Origin of the sequence: Novosphingobium sp. EMRT-2, from assembly GCF_005145025.1 — a bacterium.
Classification (GTDB): Bacteria; Pseudomonadota; Alphaproteobacteria; order Sphingomonadales; family Sphingomonadaceae; genus Novosphingobium.
Map to the genome: position 1 here is coordinate 2294262 of NZ_CP039695.1, position 20022 is coordinate 2314283.

Annotated in this window: 24 protein-coding genes; 12 read left to right on the forward strand and 12 right to left on the reverse strand. The window is 65.5% G+C overall.

The genetic code is table 11. From position 1 onward, the window contains the following. Positions 1–85: 85 nt before the first annotated feature. The 7 genes from FA702_RS11305 to FA702_RS11335 all read right to left on the reverse strand — a co-directional run bounded on the left by FA702_RS11305 (position 86) and on the right by FA702_RS11335 (position 7335). The gene (locus tag FA702_RS11305) at positions 86–1240 is read right to left on the reverse strand and encodes an acyl-CoA dehydrogenase family protein (RefSeq protein WP_124810381.1); all 1155 of its coding nucleotides are present in this window, start codon (positions 1238–1240) and stop codon (positions 86–88) included. 120 nt (positions 1241–1360) lie between these two features. After that, positions 1361–2323 carry a ParB/RepB/Spo0J family partition protein gene (locus FA702_RS11310; RefSeq protein ID WP_370385465.1) on the reverse strand — a complete coding sequence of 321 codons (963 nt, stop codon included), beginning with the start codon at positions 2321–2323 and terminating at the stop codon, positions 1361–1363. Further along, positions 2320–3099: a ParA family protein gene (locus tag FA702_RS11315; protein ID WP_136956222.1), complete on the reverse strand. Its 780-nt coding sequence runs from the start codon at positions 3097–3099 to the stop codon at positions 2320–2322. Before FA702_RS11315 ends, FA702_RS11310 begins: the two co-directional genes overlap by 4 nt. After that, on the reverse strand, positions 3096–3779 hold the full coding sequence (rsmG, locus tag FA702_RS11320) for a 16S rRNA (guanine(527)-N(7))-methyltransferase RsmG (protein ID WP_136956223.1): 684 nt from the start codon (positions 3777–3779) through the stop codon (positions 3096–3098). Before rsmG ends, FA702_RS11315 begins: the two co-directional genes overlap by 4 nt. Next, positions 3776–5620, reverse strand: coding sequence for a tRNA uridine-5-carboxymethylaminomethyl(34) synthesis enzyme MnmG (gene mnmG / locus FA702_RS11325; RefSeq protein ID WP_136956224.1), 1845 nt, complete (start codon positions 5618–5620; stop codon positions 3776–3778). Before mnmG ends, rsmG begins: the two co-directional genes overlap by 4 nt. A gap of 69 nt (positions 5621–5689) precedes the next feature. After that, the gene (gene mnmE, locus FA702_RS11330) at positions 5690–6979 is read right to left on the reverse strand and encodes a tRNA uridine-5-carboxymethylaminomethyl(34) synthesis GTPase MnmE (protein ID WP_136956225.1); all 1290 of its coding nucleotides are present in this window, start codon (positions 6977–6979) and stop codon (positions 5690–5692) included. A gap of 77 nt (positions 6980–7056) precedes the next feature. Further along, a complete protein-coding gene (locus FA702_RS11335; protein ID WP_124810376.1) occupies positions 7057–7335 on the reverse strand; it encodes a DUF6489 family protein in 279 nt (92 codons plus the stop codon). Positions 7336–7463: 128 nt separating this feature from the next. Between FA702_RS11335 and FA702_RS11340 the strand changes: the two genes are divergently transcribed. Together FA702_RS11340 and FA702_RS11345 are read left to right on the forward strand one after the other, a co-directional pair. After that, on the forward strand, positions 7464–8162 hold the full coding sequence (locus FA702_RS11340; RefSeq protein WP_136956226.1) for a dienelactone hydrolase family protein: 699 nt from the start codon (positions 7464–7466) through the stop codon (positions 8160–8162). Positions 8163–8251: 89 nt separating this feature from the next. Beyond that, positions 8252–8635, forward strand: a complete 384-nt coding sequence (locus FA702_RS11345) for a nuclear transport factor 2 family protein (protein WP_124810374.1) — start codon at positions 8252–8254, stop codon at positions 8633–8635. 66 nt (positions 8636–8701) lie between these two features. Here the strand turns inward: FA702_RS11345 and rho are convergent, their stop codons facing one another. The 4 genes from rho to hemE all read right to left on the reverse strand — a co-directional run bounded on the left by rho (position 8702) and on the right by hemE (position 12096). Further along, positions 8702–9958 (reverse strand): transcription termination factor Rho, encoded by a 1257-nt coding sequence (gene rho, locus FA702_RS11350; protein ID WP_124810373.1) that lies wholly within the window; start codon positions 9956–9958, stop codon positions 8702–8704. Positions 9959–10121: 163 nt separating this feature from the next. Next, the gene (locus FA702_RS11355) at positions 10122–10547 is read right to left on the reverse strand and encodes a CopD family protein (protein ID WP_255504541.1); all 426 of its coding nucleotides are present in this window, start codon (positions 10545–10547) and stop codon (positions 10122–10124) included. A gap of 150 nt (positions 10548–10697) precedes the next feature. Then, entirely contained in the window at positions 10698–11024 is a 327-nt protein-coding gene (locus FA702_RS11360) for a YnfA family protein (protein WP_136956227.1), read from the reverse strand. A gap of 34 nt (positions 11025–11058) precedes the next feature. After that, a complete protein-coding gene (hemE, locus tag FA702_RS11365; protein ID WP_136956228.1) occupies positions 11059–12096 on the reverse strand; it encodes a uroporphyrinogen decarboxylase in 1038 nt (345 codons plus the stop codon). Between the two features lie 341 nt (positions 12097–12437). Here hemE and FA702_RS11370 point away from each other — a divergent pair, with 341 nt between their 5' ends. The 10 genes from FA702_RS11370 (at position 12438) to FA702_RS11415 (ending at position 19058) form a co-directional block, all read left to right on the forward strand. Then, complete coding sequence (locus FA702_RS11370; RefSeq protein WP_136956229.1) at positions 12438–13283, forward strand: pyruvate, water dikinase regulatory protein; 846 nt, start codon at positions 12438–12440, stop codon at positions 13281–13283. Positions 13284–13343: 60 nt separating this feature from the next. Further along, a complete protein-coding gene (locus FA702_RS11375; RefSeq protein WP_136956230.1) occupies positions 13344–13928 on the forward strand; it encodes a nucleoside triphosphate pyrophosphatase in 585 nt (194 codons plus the stop codon). 14 nt (positions 13929–13942) lie between these two features. Continuing rightward, entirely contained in the window at positions 13943–14818 is an 876-nt protein-coding gene (locus tag FA702_RS11380) for a shikimate dehydrogenase (RefSeq protein WP_136956231.1), read from the forward strand. After that, positions 14815–15429, forward strand: a complete 615-nt coding sequence (gene coaE, locus FA702_RS11385) for a dephospho-CoA kinase (protein WP_136956232.1) — start codon at positions 14815–14817, stop codon at positions 15427–15429. The genes FA702_RS11380 and coaE overlap by 4 nt, the downstream gene beginning before the upstream one ends. 40 nt (positions 15430–15469) lie before the next feature. Beyond that, the gene (gene dnaQ / locus FA702_RS11390) at positions 15470–16156 is read left to right on the forward strand and encodes a DNA polymerase III subunit epsilon (protein WP_136956233.1); all 687 of its coding nucleotides are present in this window, start codon (positions 15470–15472) and stop codon (positions 16154–16156) included. A gap of 39 nt (positions 16157–16195) precedes the next feature. Further along, the gene (gene hpf / locus FA702_RS11395) at positions 16196–16765 is read left to right on the forward strand and encodes a ribosome hibernation-promoting factor, HPF/YfiA family (RefSeq protein WP_136956234.1); all 570 of its coding nucleotides are present in this window, start codon (positions 16196–16198) and stop codon (positions 16763–16765) included. 132 nt (positions 16766–16897) lie between these two features. Continuing rightward, complete coding sequence (locus FA702_RS11400) at positions 16898–17359, forward strand: PTS sugar transporter subunit IIA (protein WP_136956235.1); 462 nt, start codon at positions 16898–16900, stop codon at positions 17357–17359. Continuing rightward, complete coding sequence (locus FA702_RS11405; RefSeq protein WP_136956236.1) at positions 17349–17846, forward strand: PaaI family thioesterase; 498 nt, start codon at positions 17349–17351, stop codon at positions 17844–17846. The genes FA702_RS11400 and FA702_RS11405 overlap by 11 nt, the downstream gene beginning before the upstream one ends. Before the next feature lie 20 nt (positions 17847–17866). Further along, positions 17867–18193 carry a DUF1491 family protein gene (locus FA702_RS11410; RefSeq protein WP_136956237.1) on the forward strand — a complete coding sequence of 109 codons (327 nt, stop codon included), beginning with the start codon at positions 17867–17869 and terminating at the stop codon, positions 18191–18193. Positions 18194–18401: 208 nt separating this feature from the next. Next, positions 18402–19058, forward strand: a complete 657-nt coding sequence (locus FA702_RS11415; protein WP_136956238.1) for a cell wall hydrolase — start codon at positions 18402–18404, stop codon at positions 19056–19058. 82 nt (positions 19059–19140) lie between these two features. Here FA702_RS11415 and FA702_RS11420 read toward each other — a convergent pair whose 3' ends face one another. Then, the gene (locus FA702_RS11420; protein ID WP_136956239.1) at positions 19141–19986 is read right to left on the reverse strand and encodes an acyl-CoA thioesterase domain-containing protein; all 846 of its coding nucleotides are present in this window, start codon (positions 19984–19986) and stop codon (positions 19141–19143) included. Between the last annotated feature and the right edge of the window lie 36 nt (positions 19987–20022).

A 20022-nucleotide genomic window follows, 5' to 3' on the forward strand; every position in this document is an offset into this window, starting at 1 on the left:
GCCCAGCCGCACGAGATCCCAGCTTTTGCTGGGATGACGCGCGACGTGGGCCGTGTTCCACGTGGAACGTGCTAGGGTCCTGATCCTACAGCTTGCGGCCGATCAGTTCCTTCATGATCTCGTTGGTGCCGCCGAAAATCCGCGTCACACGCGCGCTGCGCCAAGCGCGGGCAATCGCGTACTCGTTCATGTAGCCCGCGCCGCCGTGGAGCTGCAGGCACTTGTCCATCACTTCCCACTGCAGCTCGGTATGCCACAACTTGGCCGCCGCGCCTTCTTCCGGCGTCAGTTCGCGCTTGAGATGGCGCGCCAGCGCCCAGTCGAGGTGCGCCCAGCCCACCTGAAGCTTGGCCTTGATGTCGGCCAGGGTGAAGCGGGTGTTCTGGAAATCGAGGATCGGCTTGCCGAACGCCTTGCGATCACGCGTGAATTCCACGGTATCGTCGAACGCGCGCTGCGCCGAGGCCTGCGCGCTGACCGCGATCGAGAGGCGTTCCTGCGGCAGTTCGCTCATCAGGTAGATGAAGCCCTTGCCTTCCTCGCCCAGGCAGTTGGTGATCGGCACGCGCACATCGTTGAAGAACAGTTCCGAGGTATCGGCTTCGTCCTGCCCGATCTTGTCGAGGTTACGGCCGCGTTCGAACCCTTCGCGATCGGCCTCGACCAGCACGATCGACACGCCCTTCCACGCCGGCTGGACCTCCGTATCGGTCTTGCAGCAGACCAGGATTAGGTCGGCGTTCTGGCCGTTGGTGATATAGGTCTTCGATCCGTTGATGACGTAGTGGTTGCCGTCCTTCTTGGCCGTGGTGCGCATGCCCTGAAGGTCGGACCCGGTGCCGGGTTCGGTCATCGCGATCGCGGTGATGGTCTCGCCCGAGACCATGCGCGGCAGCCACTTCTTCTTCTGCTCTTCCGAACCGTAGGAGATGAGATAGTTGGCGACGATGTCCGACTGGAGCGAAAAGCCCGTGGTTACGCGGCCATAGTACGCGCTTTCCTCGTCGACGATGGCGTTATAGCCGAAATCGAGGCCGAGCCCGCCGTACTCCTCGGGAACCGTGGGGCACAGCATGCCCAGTTCGCCGGCTTTGGGCCAGACTTCCTTGGGCACGATGCCGGCCTCCGCCCATTCGGCGGCGTGTGGCGCGATCTCGTCCTCCAGAAACCGGCGGACGGTCTGGCGGAAGGCTTCGTGATCCTCGTTGTACGCGGTGCGGGAAAGCGCATCGAGCGACATGGCATCTCTCCGGTTAGTCGTGACCTTTCCCACAGGGATAAGCGCCGCCGCCAAGCCGGGTCAATCGCTATTTAATCAATCGATTAAACTTTATGCGCTGCCCTCTCGGGCAAGTCCGCGTCAGATGCCGCCGCCGGTAAGCCGCTGGCAGATCAGGTCGAGCTGGTCGAGCGTCTTGTAGCGGATGGTCACCGACCCCGAGCTGGGATCGGCATCGGCATTGATCATGACCTTGAGGCCGAGGAACTCCTCCAGGTGCGCCTGCACCGCCGCAATATCGGCGCTTTGCGACGGATCGCGCACCGCGCGCGCCTTGCGCTGCGCGCATTCTGGCCGTCCGGCGCGCTTGGCCATGCGTTCCGCATCGCGCACCGAAAGCCCCTTCGCCACCACTTCGCGCGCGATGGGCAGCGGATCGGGCAGGGTTGCCAGCGCGCGCGCGTGGCCCATCGAGATCTCGTCGCGCTGGACCATGTCCAGCACTTCCTCGGGCAAGCTCAGCAGGCGCATGAGATTGGCGACATGGCTGCGCGACTTGTCGACGAAGGTCGCGATTTCCTGCTGGGTCAGGCCATCCTGTTCGGACAGGCGCTGATAGGCGCGCGCTTCCTCGACCGGATTGAGATCCTCGCGCTGCAGATTCTCGATCAGCGCCAGCGCCACAACTTCGCGTTCATCGAGCTTGCGCACGATCGCCGGAATCTCGTGGACGCGCGCGCGCTGCGCCGCGCGCCAGCGGCGCTCGCCCGCCACGAGCTGATAGCGGCCCGTGCCCACCGGCCGCACGATCACCGGCTGGATCACACCCCGTTGCGCGATCGAACGGGCCAGTTCCTCCAGCGCGTCTTCGTCGAAATGGCGGCGCGGCTGATTGGGATCGGGTTCGATGTCCGACACGGACAGCAGCGAAACCCCGCCTTCGCGGGGCAGCGCGGCCCCTTCCGGCGCGCCGGCCGAGACGCGGATCAGCGATTCCTCGCGCCGGGTTTCGCCGAGCAGCGCCCCCAGCCCGCGCCCCAGCGCCGCGCGCCGCACCGGCGCCGCTTTCACGCCATCGCCGGTCATGCCATCTTCGCTGCTCATGCAGCTTTCCTCCGTTCGGGCAGCCGGCCGATCAGTTCGCGCGCCAGCTTCATGTACGCCTGCGATCCCGGGCAGGCATGATCGTAGATCAACGCGGGCAAGCCGTGGCTCGGCGCCTCGGACAAACGGACGTTGCGCGGAATCACCGCTTCGAACACCAGATCATGCAGGCAGGACCGCACGTCGTCGGCCACCTGATCGGTCAGGCGGTTGCGCCGATCGAACATGGTGAGCACCACGCCCAGGATGCCGAGATCGGCGTTGAAGCGCTCCTGGACGCGCTCCACCGTCTGCAACAGCTGGCTCAGCCCTTCGAGCGCAAAGAATTCGCACTGGAGCGGCACCAGCAGCGTATCCGCCGCCGTCAACGCATTGAGCGTGAGCAGGCCGAGCGACGGCGGACAATCGATCAGGCAGATATCATGCCCAGCCCCGCCCTGCGAAAGTGCGCCGCGCAACTTTCCGGTGCGGTCCTCGACGCTGACCAGCTCCACTTCCGCGCCCGAGAGATCGACCGTGGCGGGCACGAGGTCGAGCCCGGGAATGCGCGTGGGCATCAGGCATTCGGCAACGGTCGCCTGATCGATGAGCAGGTCATACGACGAGCGTTCGCGCTCGTGCGGCGCCACGCCAATCCCGGTCGAGGCATTGCCCTGCGGATCGAGATCGACCAGCAGCACCTTCCAGCCGGTGGCGGCCAGCGCGGTGGCGATGTTGATCGCGGTGGTGGTCTTGCCCACGCCGCCCTTCTGGTTGGCGACAGCGATGGTAATCATCGGCGAGTTTCCTTCCGGCGTTTGGCCTTTTGGACAACCGGGGGCTGGCCACCAAGGAGGCGACCAGCGATGACGCCCGCGTCGGGGTCTGTCAGCGATTGTTCCACGTGGAACATATGGCGCCAGGATTTCGGGAGCATGTCCAATTCATGCTTTGCCTTGGCCCCTTTGGGCAACAGCCAAAGCGTGTCTGGTGTGGAAAAGCGCGCAGAAAGAAGCAACAGCTTGTCGAGAGGCGCGAATGCGCGCGCCGAAATCACGCTAGCCGTCCGTGCCGGTACATCTTCCACCCGCGCCAGAACGACCTCCACATTGGCCAGATCCAGCGCCGCTACGGCGCGTTCCAGCCATTCGGTGCGCAACCGCCGCGAATCGACTAGCGTTACGCGCCGTTCAGGCTGCAGCGCCGCCACCACCAGCCCGGGAAAGCCCGCCCCGGTCCCCAAATCAAGCCACGGCCCTTCCGGCACTGTTTCACGTGGAACATCGAGCAGCTGCGCGCTGTCGACGATATGCCGCTGCCAGACATGCGCCAGCGTCCCGCGTGCCACGAGGTTCTGGCGTTCGTTCTCCGCCACCAGCAGATCGACCAGCCGGGCCAGGCGCGCCATGCCGTCCGCATCAACCCCAAGCCGATCGCGCAGCCAGGCTTGGGCATCCGCTTCGCTGACGATCGTCATGCCGCGCGCCGCCGCGCATGGACCAGCAGGCTGGCGAGCGCCGCCGGGGTAATCCCGGCGATCCGGCCCGCCGCCGCCAGGGTATCCGGCCGGGCGCGCTGCAACCGCTCCACCATCTCGTTGGAAAGGCCGGGCACCTCGGCGAAGGGAAAGTCGTCACCCAGCGGCACCGCGTCGCTCGACCGCAGCTCGCGCAACTCCGCGTCCTGCCGCGCGAGATAGGGCGCATAGGCCGCGTCCTCCTCCACTTCCTCCACCAGCAGGGGATCGAACGCTTCATCCCCGACCCATGGCTGCAACGCCGCGAGCGTAACTTCGGGGAAACGCAACCATTCCATCAGGGATCGCCGGGTGCCATCGGCGCGCACCCCCATCCCCGCGCGCGCCAGTTCCGTCGGAGTGACTTCGACGGCTAGCGCGCGCTCCAGCCGCTCCCGCTGTTCCGAGCGCGCGACGAACCAGTCGGTGCGCTCCTTGCCCACACAACCCGCCTCCAGCGCCAGCGGCGTAAGCCGGGTGGAGGCATTGTTCGCGCGAAGGCGCAGGCGATACTCAGCCCGCGCGGTCAACATGCGATAGGGTTCGCTGACGCCATGAAGCGTGAGGTCGTCGATCATCACCGCCATGTAGCTCGATGCCCGGTCCAATGCGGCCGGCGCGCGGCCCAGCACCGCCGCCGCCGCGTGCATCCCGGCCACCAGCCCCTGTGCGGCGGCTTCCTCGTACCCCGTCGTCCCGTTGATCTGTCCGGCGCAGTAGAGCCCCGGAATGGCTTTCACTTCCAGGCTGCGCCGCAAGGCACGCGGATCGATGTGGTCGTATTCCACGGCATAGCCCGGCACGGTGATCTCCACCCGCTCCAAGCCCTCGATGCTGCGCATCATCGCCACCTGCACGTCGGTCGGCAGCGAGGTGCTGACGCCGTTCGGATAGACCGTGCGATCGTCCAGTCCTTCCGGCTCGAGAAACACCTGGTGCCCGTCGCGATCGCCGAAGCGGTGGATCTTGTCCTCGATCGAGGGGCAATAGCGCGGTCCCTGCGCGCCGATCGCACCCGTGAACAGTGGCGAACGGTCCAGCCCGCTCCGGATGATGTCGTGCGTGCGCGCATTGGTACGCGCGATCGCGCAGAACACCTGCGGCACCGTGCGCATCGGCGTCAGTGGAGACATCGTCCAGGGTTCGGCGTCGCTCGGCTGCTCCGGCAGCCGCGCCCAGTCGATTGTGCGCCCATCCAGCCGGGGCGGTGTGCCCGTCTTCAGCCGCGCCATCGGCAGGTCGGCATCGCGCAACTGCTTGGCCAGCCGGTGCGCCGCGCTTTCGCCGATGCGGCCACCATCCATCCGCTCCTCGCCGCGAAACAGCCGCCCTCCGAGGAAGGTGCCCGTACACAGCACGACCGCATCGGCCGCAAGCGCATCGCCGTTGCCCAGATCGATGCCTACCAAACGGCCGCCCTGCATCCGCAAGGCCGCCGCTTCGCCCGCAACCACGGTGAGGTTCGGTTGAGCCGCAATCATGCGCTGGATCGCGGCGCGGAACAGCTTGCGGTCCGCCTGGACACGCGGCCCCTGCACCGCGCTGCCCTTGGAACGGTTGAGCATCCGGTAGTGAATCGCCGCCGCATCGGCCGCGCGCGCGATCAATCCGTCAAAGGCATCGACCTCGCGCACGAGATGGCCCTTGCCCAGTCCGCCGATCGCCGGGTTGCAGCTCATCGCGCCGATCGTCTCCGGATCGAAACTCACCAGCGCCGTGCGCGCGCCCATCCGCGCCGAAACGGCGGCCGCCTCGACGCCGGCATGACCGCCGCCGACCACGATCACATCGAATTGCTGCATGGGATGCCCGTTACAGGAGAGCGGGACTCACGTCAAAGTGCATCGATGTTCCACGTGGAACATTACGCTTCATTTGCCGATGCAGAACCGGCCAAACAGCGCGTCCAGCATGTCCTCGGTGCCGACACGCCCCACGAGCCGGTCGAGCGCCTGCCGGGCGAGGCGCAGCTCTTCCGCTGCCAGCAAGGGGTCCGGCATGGCCGCCGCCGCACCGAGAGCGGTCATCACCTCCCCCAGCAACCCCGCCTGGCGCGCATTCAGCGCCGCTTCGCCCGGAGCCGGCAACGCCGCGCGCGCATGATCCACCAACCCGGCGCGAAACGCCGACACGCCCTCCCCCGTCCGCGCCGAAAGCGCGAACCGCGCGCCGTGCTTGATCGCCCGGTCCGGACGGTCGATCCGTGTTTCGATTTCCCACAGCGAACGACCGGCAGGCCCGGCGCCCTCCGGGCCCAGCCACAACACCAGATCCGCGCGCTCGGCTTCCGCCAGCGCACGGGCGATGCCGATCCGTTCGATCTCGCCGGCGCCGTCTTCGCGCAGGCCGGCCGTATCGATGAACGTGAAGGGCACGCCTTCAATCGCCACCGCGCGGACCAGAACATCGCGCGTGGTCCCCGGCTCGGCCGCCGTGATCGCGGCCTCGTCGTCGACCAAGGCGTTGAACAACGTGGACTTTCCGGCATTGGGCGGACCGGCGAGGACGACCCTGTAGCCCTCGCGCAAAGGCTCCGCGCGCGGCCGGGCGAGCCACGCGCCAAGATCGTCGGCCAGGGCAACCGCGTCCGCCGCGAAGCCGGCCGGAAGATCGGCTCCAACATCGTCCTCGTCCGAAAAATCGAGCGCGGCTTCCAGACGGGCGGAGAGCGCCAGCACCTTGTCGCGCCATCCAGCGACCAGACGCGACAACGCACCGTCCGCCATGGCCAGCGCGGCCCGCCGCTGCAACTCGGTCTCGGCGGTCAACAGATCGGCCAGCCCTTCCGCCTCGGCCAGATCGATACGCCCGTTGGCGAAGGCGCGGCGGGTGAATTCGCCGGGCAATGCCTGGCGGAATCCGGGCAGTGCCGCCAGCGCGGCCAGAACGGCGGCGACCACCGCGCGGCCGCCGTGGAGATGAAGCTCCGCGCTGTCCTCGCCCGTCGCCGTGCGGGGACCGGGCAGCCACAGCACCATGGTATGATCGAGTTCGGTACCGTCGCGCGGATCGATCAGCCGCGCCAGCGCGGCGCGGCGCGGTGCCGGGAGCTTGCCGGCAAGCGCCCGCAAGCATTCCCCGGCGTGCGGTCCACTGATCCGGACAACCGCGATGCCGGCGGGCGGTTGACCGGAAGACAGGGCGAAGATCGTGTCGGACATGCCGGCGTCTCTAAACACCCACGCGCGCGCTGTCGAACGCCGCAATGTTCCACGTGGAACATTCGGAACACGCGCGATCAATCGTCCTTCTTCTTGGAACCCGAAACCCCGGCCTTGAACCCGGCCATCGCCGCACCGGCGCCCTGCTCCACGAACTGCTGGAACAGTTTGAGCCCCATCTCGCCCATTGGCGCGATCTGCTTGGCGTAGCCCTGGAGCTGATCGAGATTCGACACGCCCTGCATCGCCTTGGCGATGGCATCGATATAGACGTCGTTCGCCTTGGAGACATCGGGCAACCCCAGAAAGCGGCGCGCTTCTTCCGGCGTGCAGTCGATCTCGACCTGAACTTTCATGGAATTCTCCCGATCAACGATGCTTCAGAGTGTCACCGGAGCTTGGCAAAGTCCACTCGCGGGGCCAAGCTCGGTATCGACCAACGCATGATATCCGCAGGACAAACCAGTGAACAGGACGAACCACCATGGGTGAGATGACGAGAATTCCAGCTTATGACGGCCAGGACGCGATCCCCGTCTATGTCGCCACGCCCGCGACCGAGGCGAAGGCCGCCATCATCGTCATTCCCGAGATCTTCGGCGTCAACGCCGGCATCCGCAAGAAATGCGACGATTGGGCCGCGCTCGGCTATGCCGCGCTGGCGCCCGACATTTTCTGGCGCTTCGCTCCGGGTGTCGAACTCAATCCCGATGTTCCGGAACAGTTGCAGGAAGCCTTCGGCTATTTCGGCCAGTACGATGCCGATCTGGGCGTGCAGGACATCGAAGCGGCGATCCGCTGGCTGCGCAAGGAGCGCGGCGTGGCCAAGGTGGGGCTGGTCGGGTTCTGCCTGGGTGGCCGCATGGCTTATATGGCCGCCGCGCGCACCGATATCGACGCTTCGGTCGGCTATTACGGCGTGCTGATCGACCAGATGCTGGGCGAAGCCCATGCCATCGCCAATCCGCTGCTGCTGCACATCCCCACGGCGGATCACCTCGTCTCGCCCGAAGTGCAGGCAACGATCCACGCCGGGCTCGATCCGCATCCCAAGGTGACGCTCTACGACTACGAGGGGCTCGATCACGGTTTTGCCGCCGAAATGGGCAACCGCCGCGACGAGGAGGGTGCGCAACTCGCCGATAGCCGCACCCGCGCGTTCTTGGCGGAACACCTCGCCTAACCACACTTCGCTCCGGTTGCGCTCCATCAATGCGAGCGCAACCGGAAGAGGCAAAATCGGATCGGCAATCAAAAGGGGAGACGAAGCCAATGCAACTGGGACTGGCCGCCTGGCACCGCTACATGCTGGACAGCGATCCGGCGCTGCTGGAAGAGCTGATCGCGCCCGACGCGGTATTCCACTCCCCTGTGGTCCACACGCCCCAGGAAGGGCGCGAGAAAGTGCTGATGTACCTAACGGCGGCGGCCGGCGTCTTCGGCAACGGCACCTTCGCCTATGTCCGCGAACTGGTGGACGGACCGGAAGCCTGTCTTGAATTCACCGCGGAGATCGACGGGATCAAGGTCAACGGCATCGACCTGATCCGCTTCGATCTTGAAGGCCGGATCATCGATTTCAAGGTCATGGTCCGCCCGCTCAAGGCGATCAACGCCGTGTGGCAGAAGATGGCCGAGCAGCTCGAGAACACGTGATACGAAAGAGGGGGCTGCGCCCGATGGCGAAGCCCCCTTCGTTTCCTGTCCGCGTTGCGAACCGTTTTACTGGTTCATCGTCGCGAAGAAGTCTTCGTTGGTCTTGGAATCCTTCATCTTGTCGAGAAGGAATTCCATCGCGTCGACCGTGCCCATCTGCATGAGGATGCGGCGCAGCACCCACATCTTGGTGAGCTGATCCTTCGCCACCAGCAGCTCTTCCTTGCGCGTGCCGGATTTGCCGACATCCAGCGCCGGGAAGATGCGCTTGTCCGCCACCTTGCGGTCGAGCACGATTTCCGAGTTGCCGGTGCCCTTGAATTCCTCGAAGATCACTTCGTCCATGCGGCTGCCGGTATCGATCAGCGCGGTGGCGATGATCGACAGCGAGCCGCCTTCCTCGATGTTGCGCGCGGCACCGAAGAAGCGCTTCGGCCGCTGCAGCGCGTTGGCGTCGACACCGCCGGTCAGCACCTTGCCCGAGCTGGGCACTACGGTGTTGTAGGCGCGGCCAAGGCGGGTGATGGAGTCCAGCAGGATCACCACGTCGCGCTTGTGCTCGACCAGGCGCTTGGCCTTCTCGATCACCATTTCGGCGACCTGGACGTGGCGGCTGGCGGGTTCGTCGAACGTCGAGGAAATGACCTCGCCGTTCACCGAACGCTGCATGTCGGTCACTTCCTCGGGCCGTTCGTCGACGAGCAGCACGATCAGGAAGACTTCCGGATGGTTGTCGGTGATGGCCTTGGCCATGTTCTGCAGCAGCACGGTCTTGCCGGTGCGCGGCGGCGCCACGATCAGCGCGCGCTGGCCCTTGCCCTGCGGGCTGACGAGATCGATCACGCGGGCCGACTTGTCCTTGACCGTGGGATCGAGCGTATCGAGCTTCAGGCGCTCGTTGGGATAGAGCGGCGTCAGGTTATCGAAGTTCACGCGATGGCGGACCGCCTCGGGATCGTCGAAGTTGACCTTGATCAGCCGGGTGATCGCGAAATAGCGCTCGCCGTCCTTGGGCGCGCGCACTTCGCCTTCCACGGTATCGCCGGTGCGCAGACCCCATTTGCGGACCTGGTTGGGCGAAACGTAGATGTCGTCGGGGCCGGCCAGGTAGTTCGCTTCGGGCGAACGGAGAAAGCCGAAGCCATCGGGCAGGACCTCGATCGTGCCGATGCCGAGGATTTCCTCGCCATCTTCCGCCATCTCCTTGAGGATGGCGAACATCAGGTCCTGGCGGCGCATGGTCGATGCGCCTTCGACACCAAGCTCTTCGGCCATTTCGACCAGCTCGGCGGGGGTTTTCTTCTTGAGTTCCTTGAGATGCATATTCTTGGGTTCCGGATGGAATACTGGGAATGGCCGGCGGACCTTGGGGCTTGGAGAAAGCGGGTCCGGTCGCTGCCATGGTGGTGCGACCTCCGATGCCGGACGCACAGCGCGATATGCCTTGCCTCACGGCAAGTCAATCAGGACCGCAGCGCATCGAGGCTTAGAACGGCTTGAGAATCACCAGAATGACGATCAGCGCGGCGGTCACGCCCGGCACTTCGTTGATCATCCGCAGGCGCCTGCCCGAAAGCCGGCGTTCGCCCGCCGCCAGCGCGCGGGCGTAGCCCGCCAGCCAGAAATGGTAAGCCGTCAGCGCCAGCACAAGGGCCAGCTTGGCGTGGAACCAGCCCTGCTGGAACGCGCCGGTCGTCATCGCCAGCGCCAGACCAAGCACCCACACGACGACAAGCGACGGCCACAGGATGATTTTCAGCAGCTTGCGCTCGCGATCGATCCACACCGCGTTCTCGGGCGATCCAGGCGCCGCTTCCTGATGATAGACGAAGTAGCGCGGCAGCATGAACAGCCCGGCCATCCAGAATATCACGAAGATGATGTGGCCGGCCTTGAGCCAGAGATAGATCATCGCGAACACCTGCACCATGCGATCAAGGATAGCGCGTCAGCACGCATCCCGGAACGGGAGAATTGATCGGGAAAGCCTTTTGCCGCCGCTTGTCGGTAATGCAAGCCTCGAAAACCGCACCGTTATCCGGCCGGGATCGGCATCCCGCGCTCAGGCGCGGTGCGGACCGAACAGGATCACCGCGGCACCGGCAAGGCACAGCGCGGCGCCGCCCAGGTCCCAGCGATCCGGCCGCACGCCTTCGACGATCCACAGCCACAGCAAGGCGGACGTGATGTAGATCCCGCCATAGGCCGCATAGGCGCGCCCGGCGGCATCGCTGTCCACCAGCGTCAGCAACCACGCGAACAGGACCAGCGACGCGCAGCCGGGCACCAGCCACCACGCCGGCTTGCCCAGCCTGAGCCACGCCCAGAACGCGAAGCATCCCGTGATTTCGGCCAACGCCGCGCCCACAAAGACAAGCGGTGCCGGCATTGCCCGATGCTCCTTACCGCGCCCTATCGCGCCATTACCGTGACTGCCCCCGCCGCCAGCCACGCACCACGGTCAGCAGGTGCTCGACATGTTCGATCGGCGTGAACTGGCCGATGCCGTGGCCCAGGTTGAACACATGGGGCCGGTCGGCGAACGCTTCGAGAATGCGGAACGTCTGCCGTTCCAGCTCGACCCCGCCCGCCAGCAGCAGCAGCGGATCGAGATTGCCCTGCACCGGCAGGTTTGCTGGCAGGTTCTTCGCCGCCCACAGCGGATCGATCGTTTCGTCGATGCCAATGGCGTCCACTTTCGTGCCCTGCGCATAGGCCACGAGCTTTTCACCTGCGCCCTTGGGAAAGCCGATCAGCGGCACGTGCCGGTAGCGTTTGCGGATCGCGGCGGCGATGCGCGCATTGGGTTCGATCACCCAGCGTTCGAACTGCGCCGGGGAAAGGCTGCCAGCCCAGCTGTCGAACAGCTGGAGCCCTTCCGCGCCCGCTTCGACCTGTCCGGCGAGATATTCCACGGTCACGTCCACGATCGCGTCTATGATCGCCTGGAAGGCCACAGGATCGCGATAGGCGTAGGCACGCGTGTCGTGCTGGTCGCGGCTGCCCTCGCCCGCCACCATGTACGTGGCGATCGTCCACGGCGATCCGGCAAAGCCCAGCAGGGTCTTGTCGCCTGACAGCTGGCTGCGCACCCGGCGCACGGTGTCGTAGATCGGCGTCAGGCGCTCAGGGACGGCCCGCAGTGCGGAAAGCTGGGCATCGAGCAGGCGCGGCGACAGGCGCGGCCCCTCGCCCGCCAGGAACTCCAGGTTCTGCCCCATGGCATAGGGCACGATCAGGATGTCCGAGAACAGGATCGCGCCATCGAAGCCGAAGCGCCGGATCGGCTGGAGCGTGATTTCCGCCGCCGCCTCGGCGTCATATACCAGCTCCAGGAATCCCCCCTTGGCAGCCCGCAAGGCCCGGTATTCGGGCAGGTAGCGGCCGGCTTGGCGCATCAGCCAGACAGGGTGTGAATCAAGGTTTTCGCCGGAGAGCGAGCGGAGCAGCGGGCCGGGCATCGGTTCGGTCCAATCCTAAAAAATAGATTCTTTTAAAAAGGATGATGGAATCTGTTGTGCTGTGGATAGCGGGGATGAGCGCGCTCTGCCCGATTTGTGCCGGAGCCTCCACAAAAAAGCGTGGACCGACTCTGCGGGGCCGGCGGTCAAGGCGAAGTTATCCCCGCAGTCCCCAGCCTGTGGGGAAGGCTTTCCACCTGTCGGCAAATGGCTTGTGGATTTGCGGGCTGCGGGGGTGAAATGGCAGGTCGAACTTGTCGTCGCATTCCTCCCGTGGTTTATCCTTGCGCTATCCACAGCCTCATCCCGGGGCGCCGGAAAAGACGGGGAAACGGGCCTCGATGACGCGGTTGCACCTGCACCTCCTGTCGGATTCCACCGGTGAAACGCTGGAGATGATCGCCAAGGCGGCGCTCGCGCAGTTCGACGATGCCGATATCGTCCGCCACTTTTGGCCGATGGTCCGTTCGCAGCAGCATCTCGACCGGATCATGGGGGAAATCGCCGCCAATCCGGGGCTTGTCCTGTTCACGCTGGTCAATGCGGAAACCCGCGAACGGCTGGAACAGCGCTGTGCCGCGCTCGGTTTGCCCAGCGTGGCCGCGCTCGATGCGGTGACCGATGCGCTGGAGGAGCAGCTTGGCCAGGAAGCGAAGGCGCGGCCCGGCCGCCAGCACATGATGGACGAGGCCTATTTCGCCCGGGTCGATGCGATTCAGTTCACGATCGCGCATGATGACGGGGTGGGCTGGGAAAACTGGGAGCAGGCCGACATCCTTCTGGCCGGTGTTTCGCGCTCGTCCAAGACGCCGACGTCGATTTACCTCGCCAACCGGGGATACAAGGTGGCGAACATTCCGATTGTCGTGGAAAGCCCGCCCCCTTCGTCACTGTTCAATCTGCGCCGGCCGCTGGTGGTGGGGCTGACGACATCGCCCGAACGGCTGATCCAGGTCCGGCGCAACCGGCTCCTCTCGCTCAACCAGTCGCCTGAAACGGCCTATGTGAACAGCGACCAGGTCGCGCGCGAGGTCCAGTACGCCCGGCGGATGTTCGCGGACAACGGCTGGCCGGTGATTGACGTTTCGCGCCGTTCGATCGAGGAGACCGCGGCGGCGGTGATCAACCTCTACAACGAACGCCAGGCCGCCGGCGGTTCGGAAACGCCCGGACCCAAGCCGATCTGAAACCGATCTGACCATGGTTCGCACGCGGATCTTCGCCGATCCGCACGGGAGAAACCCACAATGATAGTCCTCGCTTCGCAAAGCGCCTCGCGCAAGGCCATGCTCGATGCCGCCGGTATTTCCTACGAAGCGCGGTCGTCCGATGTGGACGAAGGCGCGATCAAGCGCGAGCTGATCGGCGTGCCGGGCGGAGACGTCGCCACGATCCTGGCCGAAGCCAAGGCCCTGCCCGTTTCCGTGAGCGCACCGGGCAAGCTCGTGCTCGGCGGTGATTCCCTGGTCGAAGTGGGCGGGCGGCAGTTCGACAAGCCGGTGAGCCGCGAGCAGGCGGCCGAACACCTGCGGTTCTTTTCCGGCCAGCGGATGAACCTGCACAGCGCCGCCGTGCTGGTGCGCGACGGGATGACGGTGTGGCGTCACTGCGAGACCGCCCGGCTTGACGTTCGACAGCTTTCGGACAGCTTTATCGACAGCTATCTCAACAGGGAATGGCCCGCCGTTTCGGGCTGTGTCGGCGTGTTCCGCATCGAGGCGCTGGGCGTGCAGCTGTTCGAAGGGATCGAAGGAAGCCACTTCACCGTGCTGGGAATGCCGCTATTGGCCGTTCTCGCTGCGCTGCGCGCGCAGGGAGAGCTGGAAGGCTGAGAAAGGGCCGTAACGTGGCGTCCAAACCCTATGCAGAGGTAATTGGCGATCCCATAACGCAATCCAAGTCGCCCGTTATTCACAATTTCTGGCTGAAGCAGCTGAAAATCGACGCTGTGTATAACGCCTGTCACGTAACGGACGGCGATTTGGCGGCCTATTTGGCTGATCGCCGTAACGACGAGGCCTGGCGCGGCTGTAACGTTACGATGCCGCACAAGCAAACGGTGATTCCGTTACTCGATCGGCTCGATTCCGGGGCCGAAAGGATCGGCGCGGTGAACACGATCGTGCGTGAACGTAACGGGATTCTGGTTGGCCGTAACACCGATGCCCCCGGATTCCTCGAACCGTTACGCCCGTTACTGGACAAAACGCACCTTTTCCGGATGGCGCGCGTGCTGGGCACCGGCGGAGCGGCGCGCGCGATCGTTACGGCATTGGCGGATGAGCACATGGTCATCGTGCTGGCCGGCAGAAATCCGCCAAAAGCACGGGCGTTACTCGATGAACTGGACCCCGGCGGCGAACATCACGCGGTCGATATCGCGCACTTCGAATCTGTAACGGATTTTGCCTTTGACGACCGTGCCGGGTGCCTCGATCTGGTGGTCAACGCCTCTTCGCTGGGGATGAGCGGCCAACTGCCGCTGCTTTTCGACATGAGCCACGCGCCGCCGGGCAGCGTGTTCTACGATATCGTTACGTCACCGCTCGAAACGGACTTTCTCAAGGCGGCAAGCGCCGCTGGCTTTCGCACCGTGGATGGCCTGTCGATGCTGATCGGGCAGGCGGACCATGCCTTTGCCCACTTTTTCGGCACGCGGCCGCCGCGTGACCGCGATGCCCACTTACGCCGGGCGATTGCAGGCCAGGAGATTGCAGGATGAGCCGGCCTTTCATTCTCGGCCTGACCGGCTCGATCGGCATGGGCAAGTCCGCCGTGGCGCTGATGCTGCGCGAACTGGGCGTGCCGGTGTTCGATGCCGATGCGGCGGTTCACGCGCTGCAGGGGCCGGGCGGCGCGCTTGTTCCGGCGATCGAGGCGGCCTTTCCCGGAACCACCGGCCCCGAGGGGGTGTTGCGGCAGGAACTGGGCGCGCGCGTGTTCGGCGATGCCGGGGCGCTCGCGCGGCTGGAAGCCATCGTCCACCCCGCGGTGGGCCGGATGCGCGAAGCGTTCCTGATCGAACATGCCGGGCAGCCGATCGTGGTGTTCGATATTCCGCTGCTGTTCGAGAAGGGCCATGGCGCTGGCCTCGACGCGGTGATGGTTGTCTCCGCCCCCGCCGCGGCGCAACGCGCGCGCGTGCTGGCGCGGTCGGGCATGACGCCGGAGAAGTTCGCCCACATCCTCGGCCTGCAGGTGCCGGACGCGGAAAAGCGCGCCCGCGCCGATTTTATCGTCGATACCGGCGTGACGCTGGAAGAAACGCGCGCGCAGGTGGCTGCGCTGGTCGGGCGCATCCGCAGCGGCGAATGGCAAAAAAACCCGCGTTGAAGCCTTGCCAGTGCCCGGCGACGGGTCAATATACCTAGTAATGCGTGAGATCGTCTTCGACACGGAAACGACCGGTCTCGATCCCCGGAGCGGCGATCGGCTGGTGGAGATCGGTTGCATCGAAATGGTCAACCGGGTGCCTACCGGGGACGTGTTTCATGCCTATTTCAATCCCGAGCGCGGCATGCCGGCCGAGGCGGAAGCCGTCCACGGCCTGTCCGAGGCGTTCCTGTCCGACAAGCCGAAGTTCGCCGAACGGGCGGAGGAACTGATCGCCTTCCTGGGCGACAGTCCGCTGGTGGCGCACAACGCCGGCTTCGATTTCGGCTTCCTCAATCACGAACTGGCGGCCTGCGGGCTGGAAGCGGTGGACCGCGATCGCATGGTCGATACGGTCGCCATCGCCCGGCGCAAGCATCCCGGCGCCAAGCTTTCACTGGATGCGCTGTGCACGCGCTATGGCATCGACCGGAGCCATCGCACCAAGCACGGCGCCTTGCTGGACGCGGAACTGCTGGCGCAGCTCTACGTCGAACTCATGGGTGGGCGGCAGATCGGCCTGGAACTGGCCGCCGAGGCGGCCGCTTCCGTGCAGACGGAAGAACTGGCCACCGTCGCCGTCACCCGCGTCTTCCGCACGCCCCGGTCCTATGCCGCGAGCGAGGCGGAACTGGCCCGCCATGCCGAGTTCATGGCGGGTTTCAGCGATCCCGTCTGGTCGCGCTAGCGGCTGGCGCGGGATCGCCACAAGCGAGGAGAAGGGTTTATGGATATTCGCGTTTCGGGCCACCAGGTCGAGACCGGTAGCGCACTTCAGGCTCATGCCGAGGAGCGCCTTACGGGTATCGTCGACAAGTACTTTTCCCGCGCGCTTTCCTCGCAGGTCACGCTCGGCAAGGGGCCACATGGCGGTTTCCGATGCGATATCGTGACTCATGTGACGCAGGGCCTGATCCTGAAGGGCAGCGCGATCGCCCAGGATGCCCACGCCGCAGTCGATCAGTCGGCCGAAAAGATCGACAAGCAGCTTCGCCGCTACAAGCGGCGGATCAACGCCCGGCAGGACCAGGCCGATCACGCCCGCCGCGCGGAAGAAGCGGCCTACACCGTGTTCGTGGTCGAGGAGACCGAAGAAGAGCCCGAAGTCGCCGATGCGCCGCTGGTGATCGCCGAAACGCGCGTTGACGTGCCCACCGCGACCGTTTCCGACGCGGTGATGATGCTCGATCTGCGCAATACCAACGCGCTGTTGTTCAAGAACGCGGGCACCGGCGTGCACAACATGGTCTATCGCCGTGGCGATGGGTCGATCGGCTGGGTGGAACCCGCCAAGTAGAGGCTATCGGTCATGGCTTCCCGCCATTTTAGGCGGGAAGCCATGATTCGGCACTTGCATGGCGGGGCTTTCGGGCGCATGGCGCGCCCGATTGATCGTGCCCGTGAGGCATGCTGACGGCTTTTCCAGTCCATGACGGCTCTTTTTACCCTTGATCCCCTGGCGGTCCGTATGGTCCGCGCTGAAACCAAGCAGCAGATCCTGAGCGAACTCGCCGATTGCTTCGCCAGGGTCTATTCGCTCGATCGCGCCTCCGTGCTTGAACGGGTGGAAGAGCGCGAACGGCTGGGCAGCACCGGCTTCGGCCGTGGCGTTGCCATTCCGCACGCCCGGCTCGAAAATCTGCCGCGGCCCGTGGCGACGTTCTTCCGTCTGGAAAATCCGGTCGAATTCGAAGCGGCCGACGGCATGCCGGTGGATTGCGTGTTCGGCCTGCTTTCGCCCGAACAGGCCGGGGCCACGCACTTGCAGGCGCTGGCGGCGATCTCGCGGCTGATGCGGGACGAGCGGATGCACGAACGGCTGCTCGCCGCGCCCGATGCCGACGCGATCTACGCCCTGCTCGTCAACGTCATCGACCGCGATGCCGCCTGAAGACGGGGCGGCCGGCGCGGCCCGCGAAGGCGCCCGGCTGCACTGGCGCGCGCTGGAAGGCCTCTATGCTTCGGCGCCGGTCAACCATCTGTTCGCGTCGCGCCTGGAAATCGTCGGGGAAGGGCGCTCGCGCATCGTGTTCGATGTCGATCCGAGCTGCTTTCACGCCGCCGGTGCGGCGCACGGCACGATCTATTTCAAGATGCTGGACGATGCCGCGTTCTACGCCGCCAATACGCTGGTGACGGATCGCTTCCTGCTGACGACCTCGTTCAACCTGTTCTTCAGCCGGCCCATCCACGGTGGCCGGGTCATCGCCGAAGGGCGCTGGGTTTCCGGCCGGCGCCGCGTACTGGTGGCGGAATCGCGGCTGGTGGACGAGGAAGGCGAGGAAGTGGGCCGGGGCACCGGCACGTTTCAGCGGTCGCGCATCGCGCTGGGCAGCCTGGAAGGCTATAATGCCGGCTTGCGCGGCACGGCTGCCTGAGCGGATCGGCCGCCGGGCTCATGGCAACGCGCCTTCCCGCCCATGTCGAAGTCAGCGGACTGATCCGCCGCGCGCAGGCTCAGGGCGGCTTCGCGATGGTGCTGCACAAGGGCGAGCCGGACTCCGGCACCATCCTGATTGTTATGGTGGATAATCAGGGACTTGGAGCGCTCTATGAGCGGATGCCGCAGCGCGACGGCACGCGGGATTGGGCCAAGTCAAAGGTTCAAGATACTGATAATAAGCAGGAATTTGAGGATTACCTGACCCGCCGCCAGCGCCAGGACCCGGACGTGTGGATTATCGAACTGACTGTCGCAGACGGGGAACGCCTGATCCGGACCTGACCTGTGCGGGGTTGACTCTGCCGCTTCGCCAAATAAAGGCACCCTACCGCAATGCGAAGGCGGCGTGGTTCTGCGGGAGGCAGGACGCGCTAGCACGCAGACGGGGGGCAACCGTCATGGCTCTCCGGAGCAGGCCCGCGAGATGAAAGTCTTGCATGGGGCTTGCTTCCGCCATGCCCGGGTGTCCACCGCCGAATGACGATGATGGATGAGTAAGCAGTTAAAGTATGCCAGCGCGATCAGTATCTGCCTGACGCTGGTGACAACGATCTTTACCGCCGCCGGTTCCCGCGCGGCCGTGCAGGACCTTCAGGTTCCTGCGATCGAGGCCCAAGGCGCCTCTCCCGTGATTTTCCCCAGCCGGTCCGCCGCGTCTGTCCAGCCGGCTGCCGCACAACAGGCCGCCACGCATTCCGCGTCGAGCGCCGTTGATGCTCCGGAAGCGGACGCCCCGGAAACGCTGGCCGAGCTGGTCGATGAAACCGCCGTTCCCGCCGCCTTGTCGAGCGAGCTGAACTGCCTGGCCGGCGCAATCTATTTCGAAGCCAAGAGCGAAACGCTGGACGGCCAGCTTGCCGTGGGCCGCGTGGTTGTCGAGCGCTCCAAGTCGGGCCGTTTCCCGGCAAGCTATTGCGGCGTGGTCTATCAGCCTTCGCAGTTCTCGTTCGTGCGTGGACACGCCATGCCGCCGATCAACAAGGGCAGCCGTGACTGGGCGGAAGCCGTCAAGATCGCGCAGATTGCCGACAAGGGCGCGTGGAAGAGCCCCGCCGAGGGCGCGATGTATTTCCATGCCGCGCGCGTTTCGCCGCGCTGGGGCAAGGTCCGCCTCGCCCGCGTGGACAACCACATTTTCTATCGCTGATGCACCACCGGCCTCCGGCCCGCGTGGAACAGTGGAAAAGGCCGCCCGTGGATCGCCGCGAGCGGCCTTTTCCGTGCCGGCATCAGCTTTTCCGCGAAAGGCTGATGGCGCTGACGGAGATCGTCCCCAGCGGCCCGGCCGGATCGTGCAACGCGCACTGGCCCACCGCGATACCTTCCCGCGAGAGGTGCCCGGTCAGTTCGTAGCCCAGCCATTCACCCATCGGCAGGCGGTGCAGGTGGACGGTGAAATCGGTGTTCACGAAATCGATGCCGTGTTCGCTGCTGTGCGCCAGCGGGCTGGCGAAGTCCGCCGTCAGCGCGACATGGCCGAACGGTGTGAGCGCATGGCCGGCGACGATCTCGATCCCCGCGCGCAACCACGCCTGGCGCGCATGCGGCGGCCCCATCGCGCCCAGCACCGAAGGATTGCCCCGTTCCGGCGCGCCACGCTCCTCGCCGCTCTCCGGGCTTTCGCGGCGGAAGCGGGGGTGATCGCCGACGGGCACGGGGCGCATTTCCCAGTTGCCGAAACGGCGCAGCGGCTCCAGCCCTTCCGGCGGCGGCGCTGGCCACGGCGGGCTTTGCCAGACCGGATTGTCCGGCTGTCGCGATTGCCGCGCCAGCTGGCAGGTGGCGCGGGCGCAGAGTTTGCCATCGGCGGAAAGGCTGGCTTCCACCAGCTTCAGCCGGCCACCGTCGTGGAGCACGCGCAACTCCACGCCGAGCGGCTGCGCCGGGGCCATGCGCAGCATATCCACCCCGAACCGCACCGGGACCAGTCCCGGTTCCATGACATCACGCTCGATCACAAAGCCAAGCAGCGATGCCATCGCGGCGCCGCTCAGGGTGCCAGGCTGCCAGTATCCCCGGCCGAGCCTGGTCGGCACGAACAGGTCGCCATCGGTTTCGAAAAAGCTATCCGGCACGGCTTTCGTGCTCTCCCCTCCGTTGAAGAGGGTTTA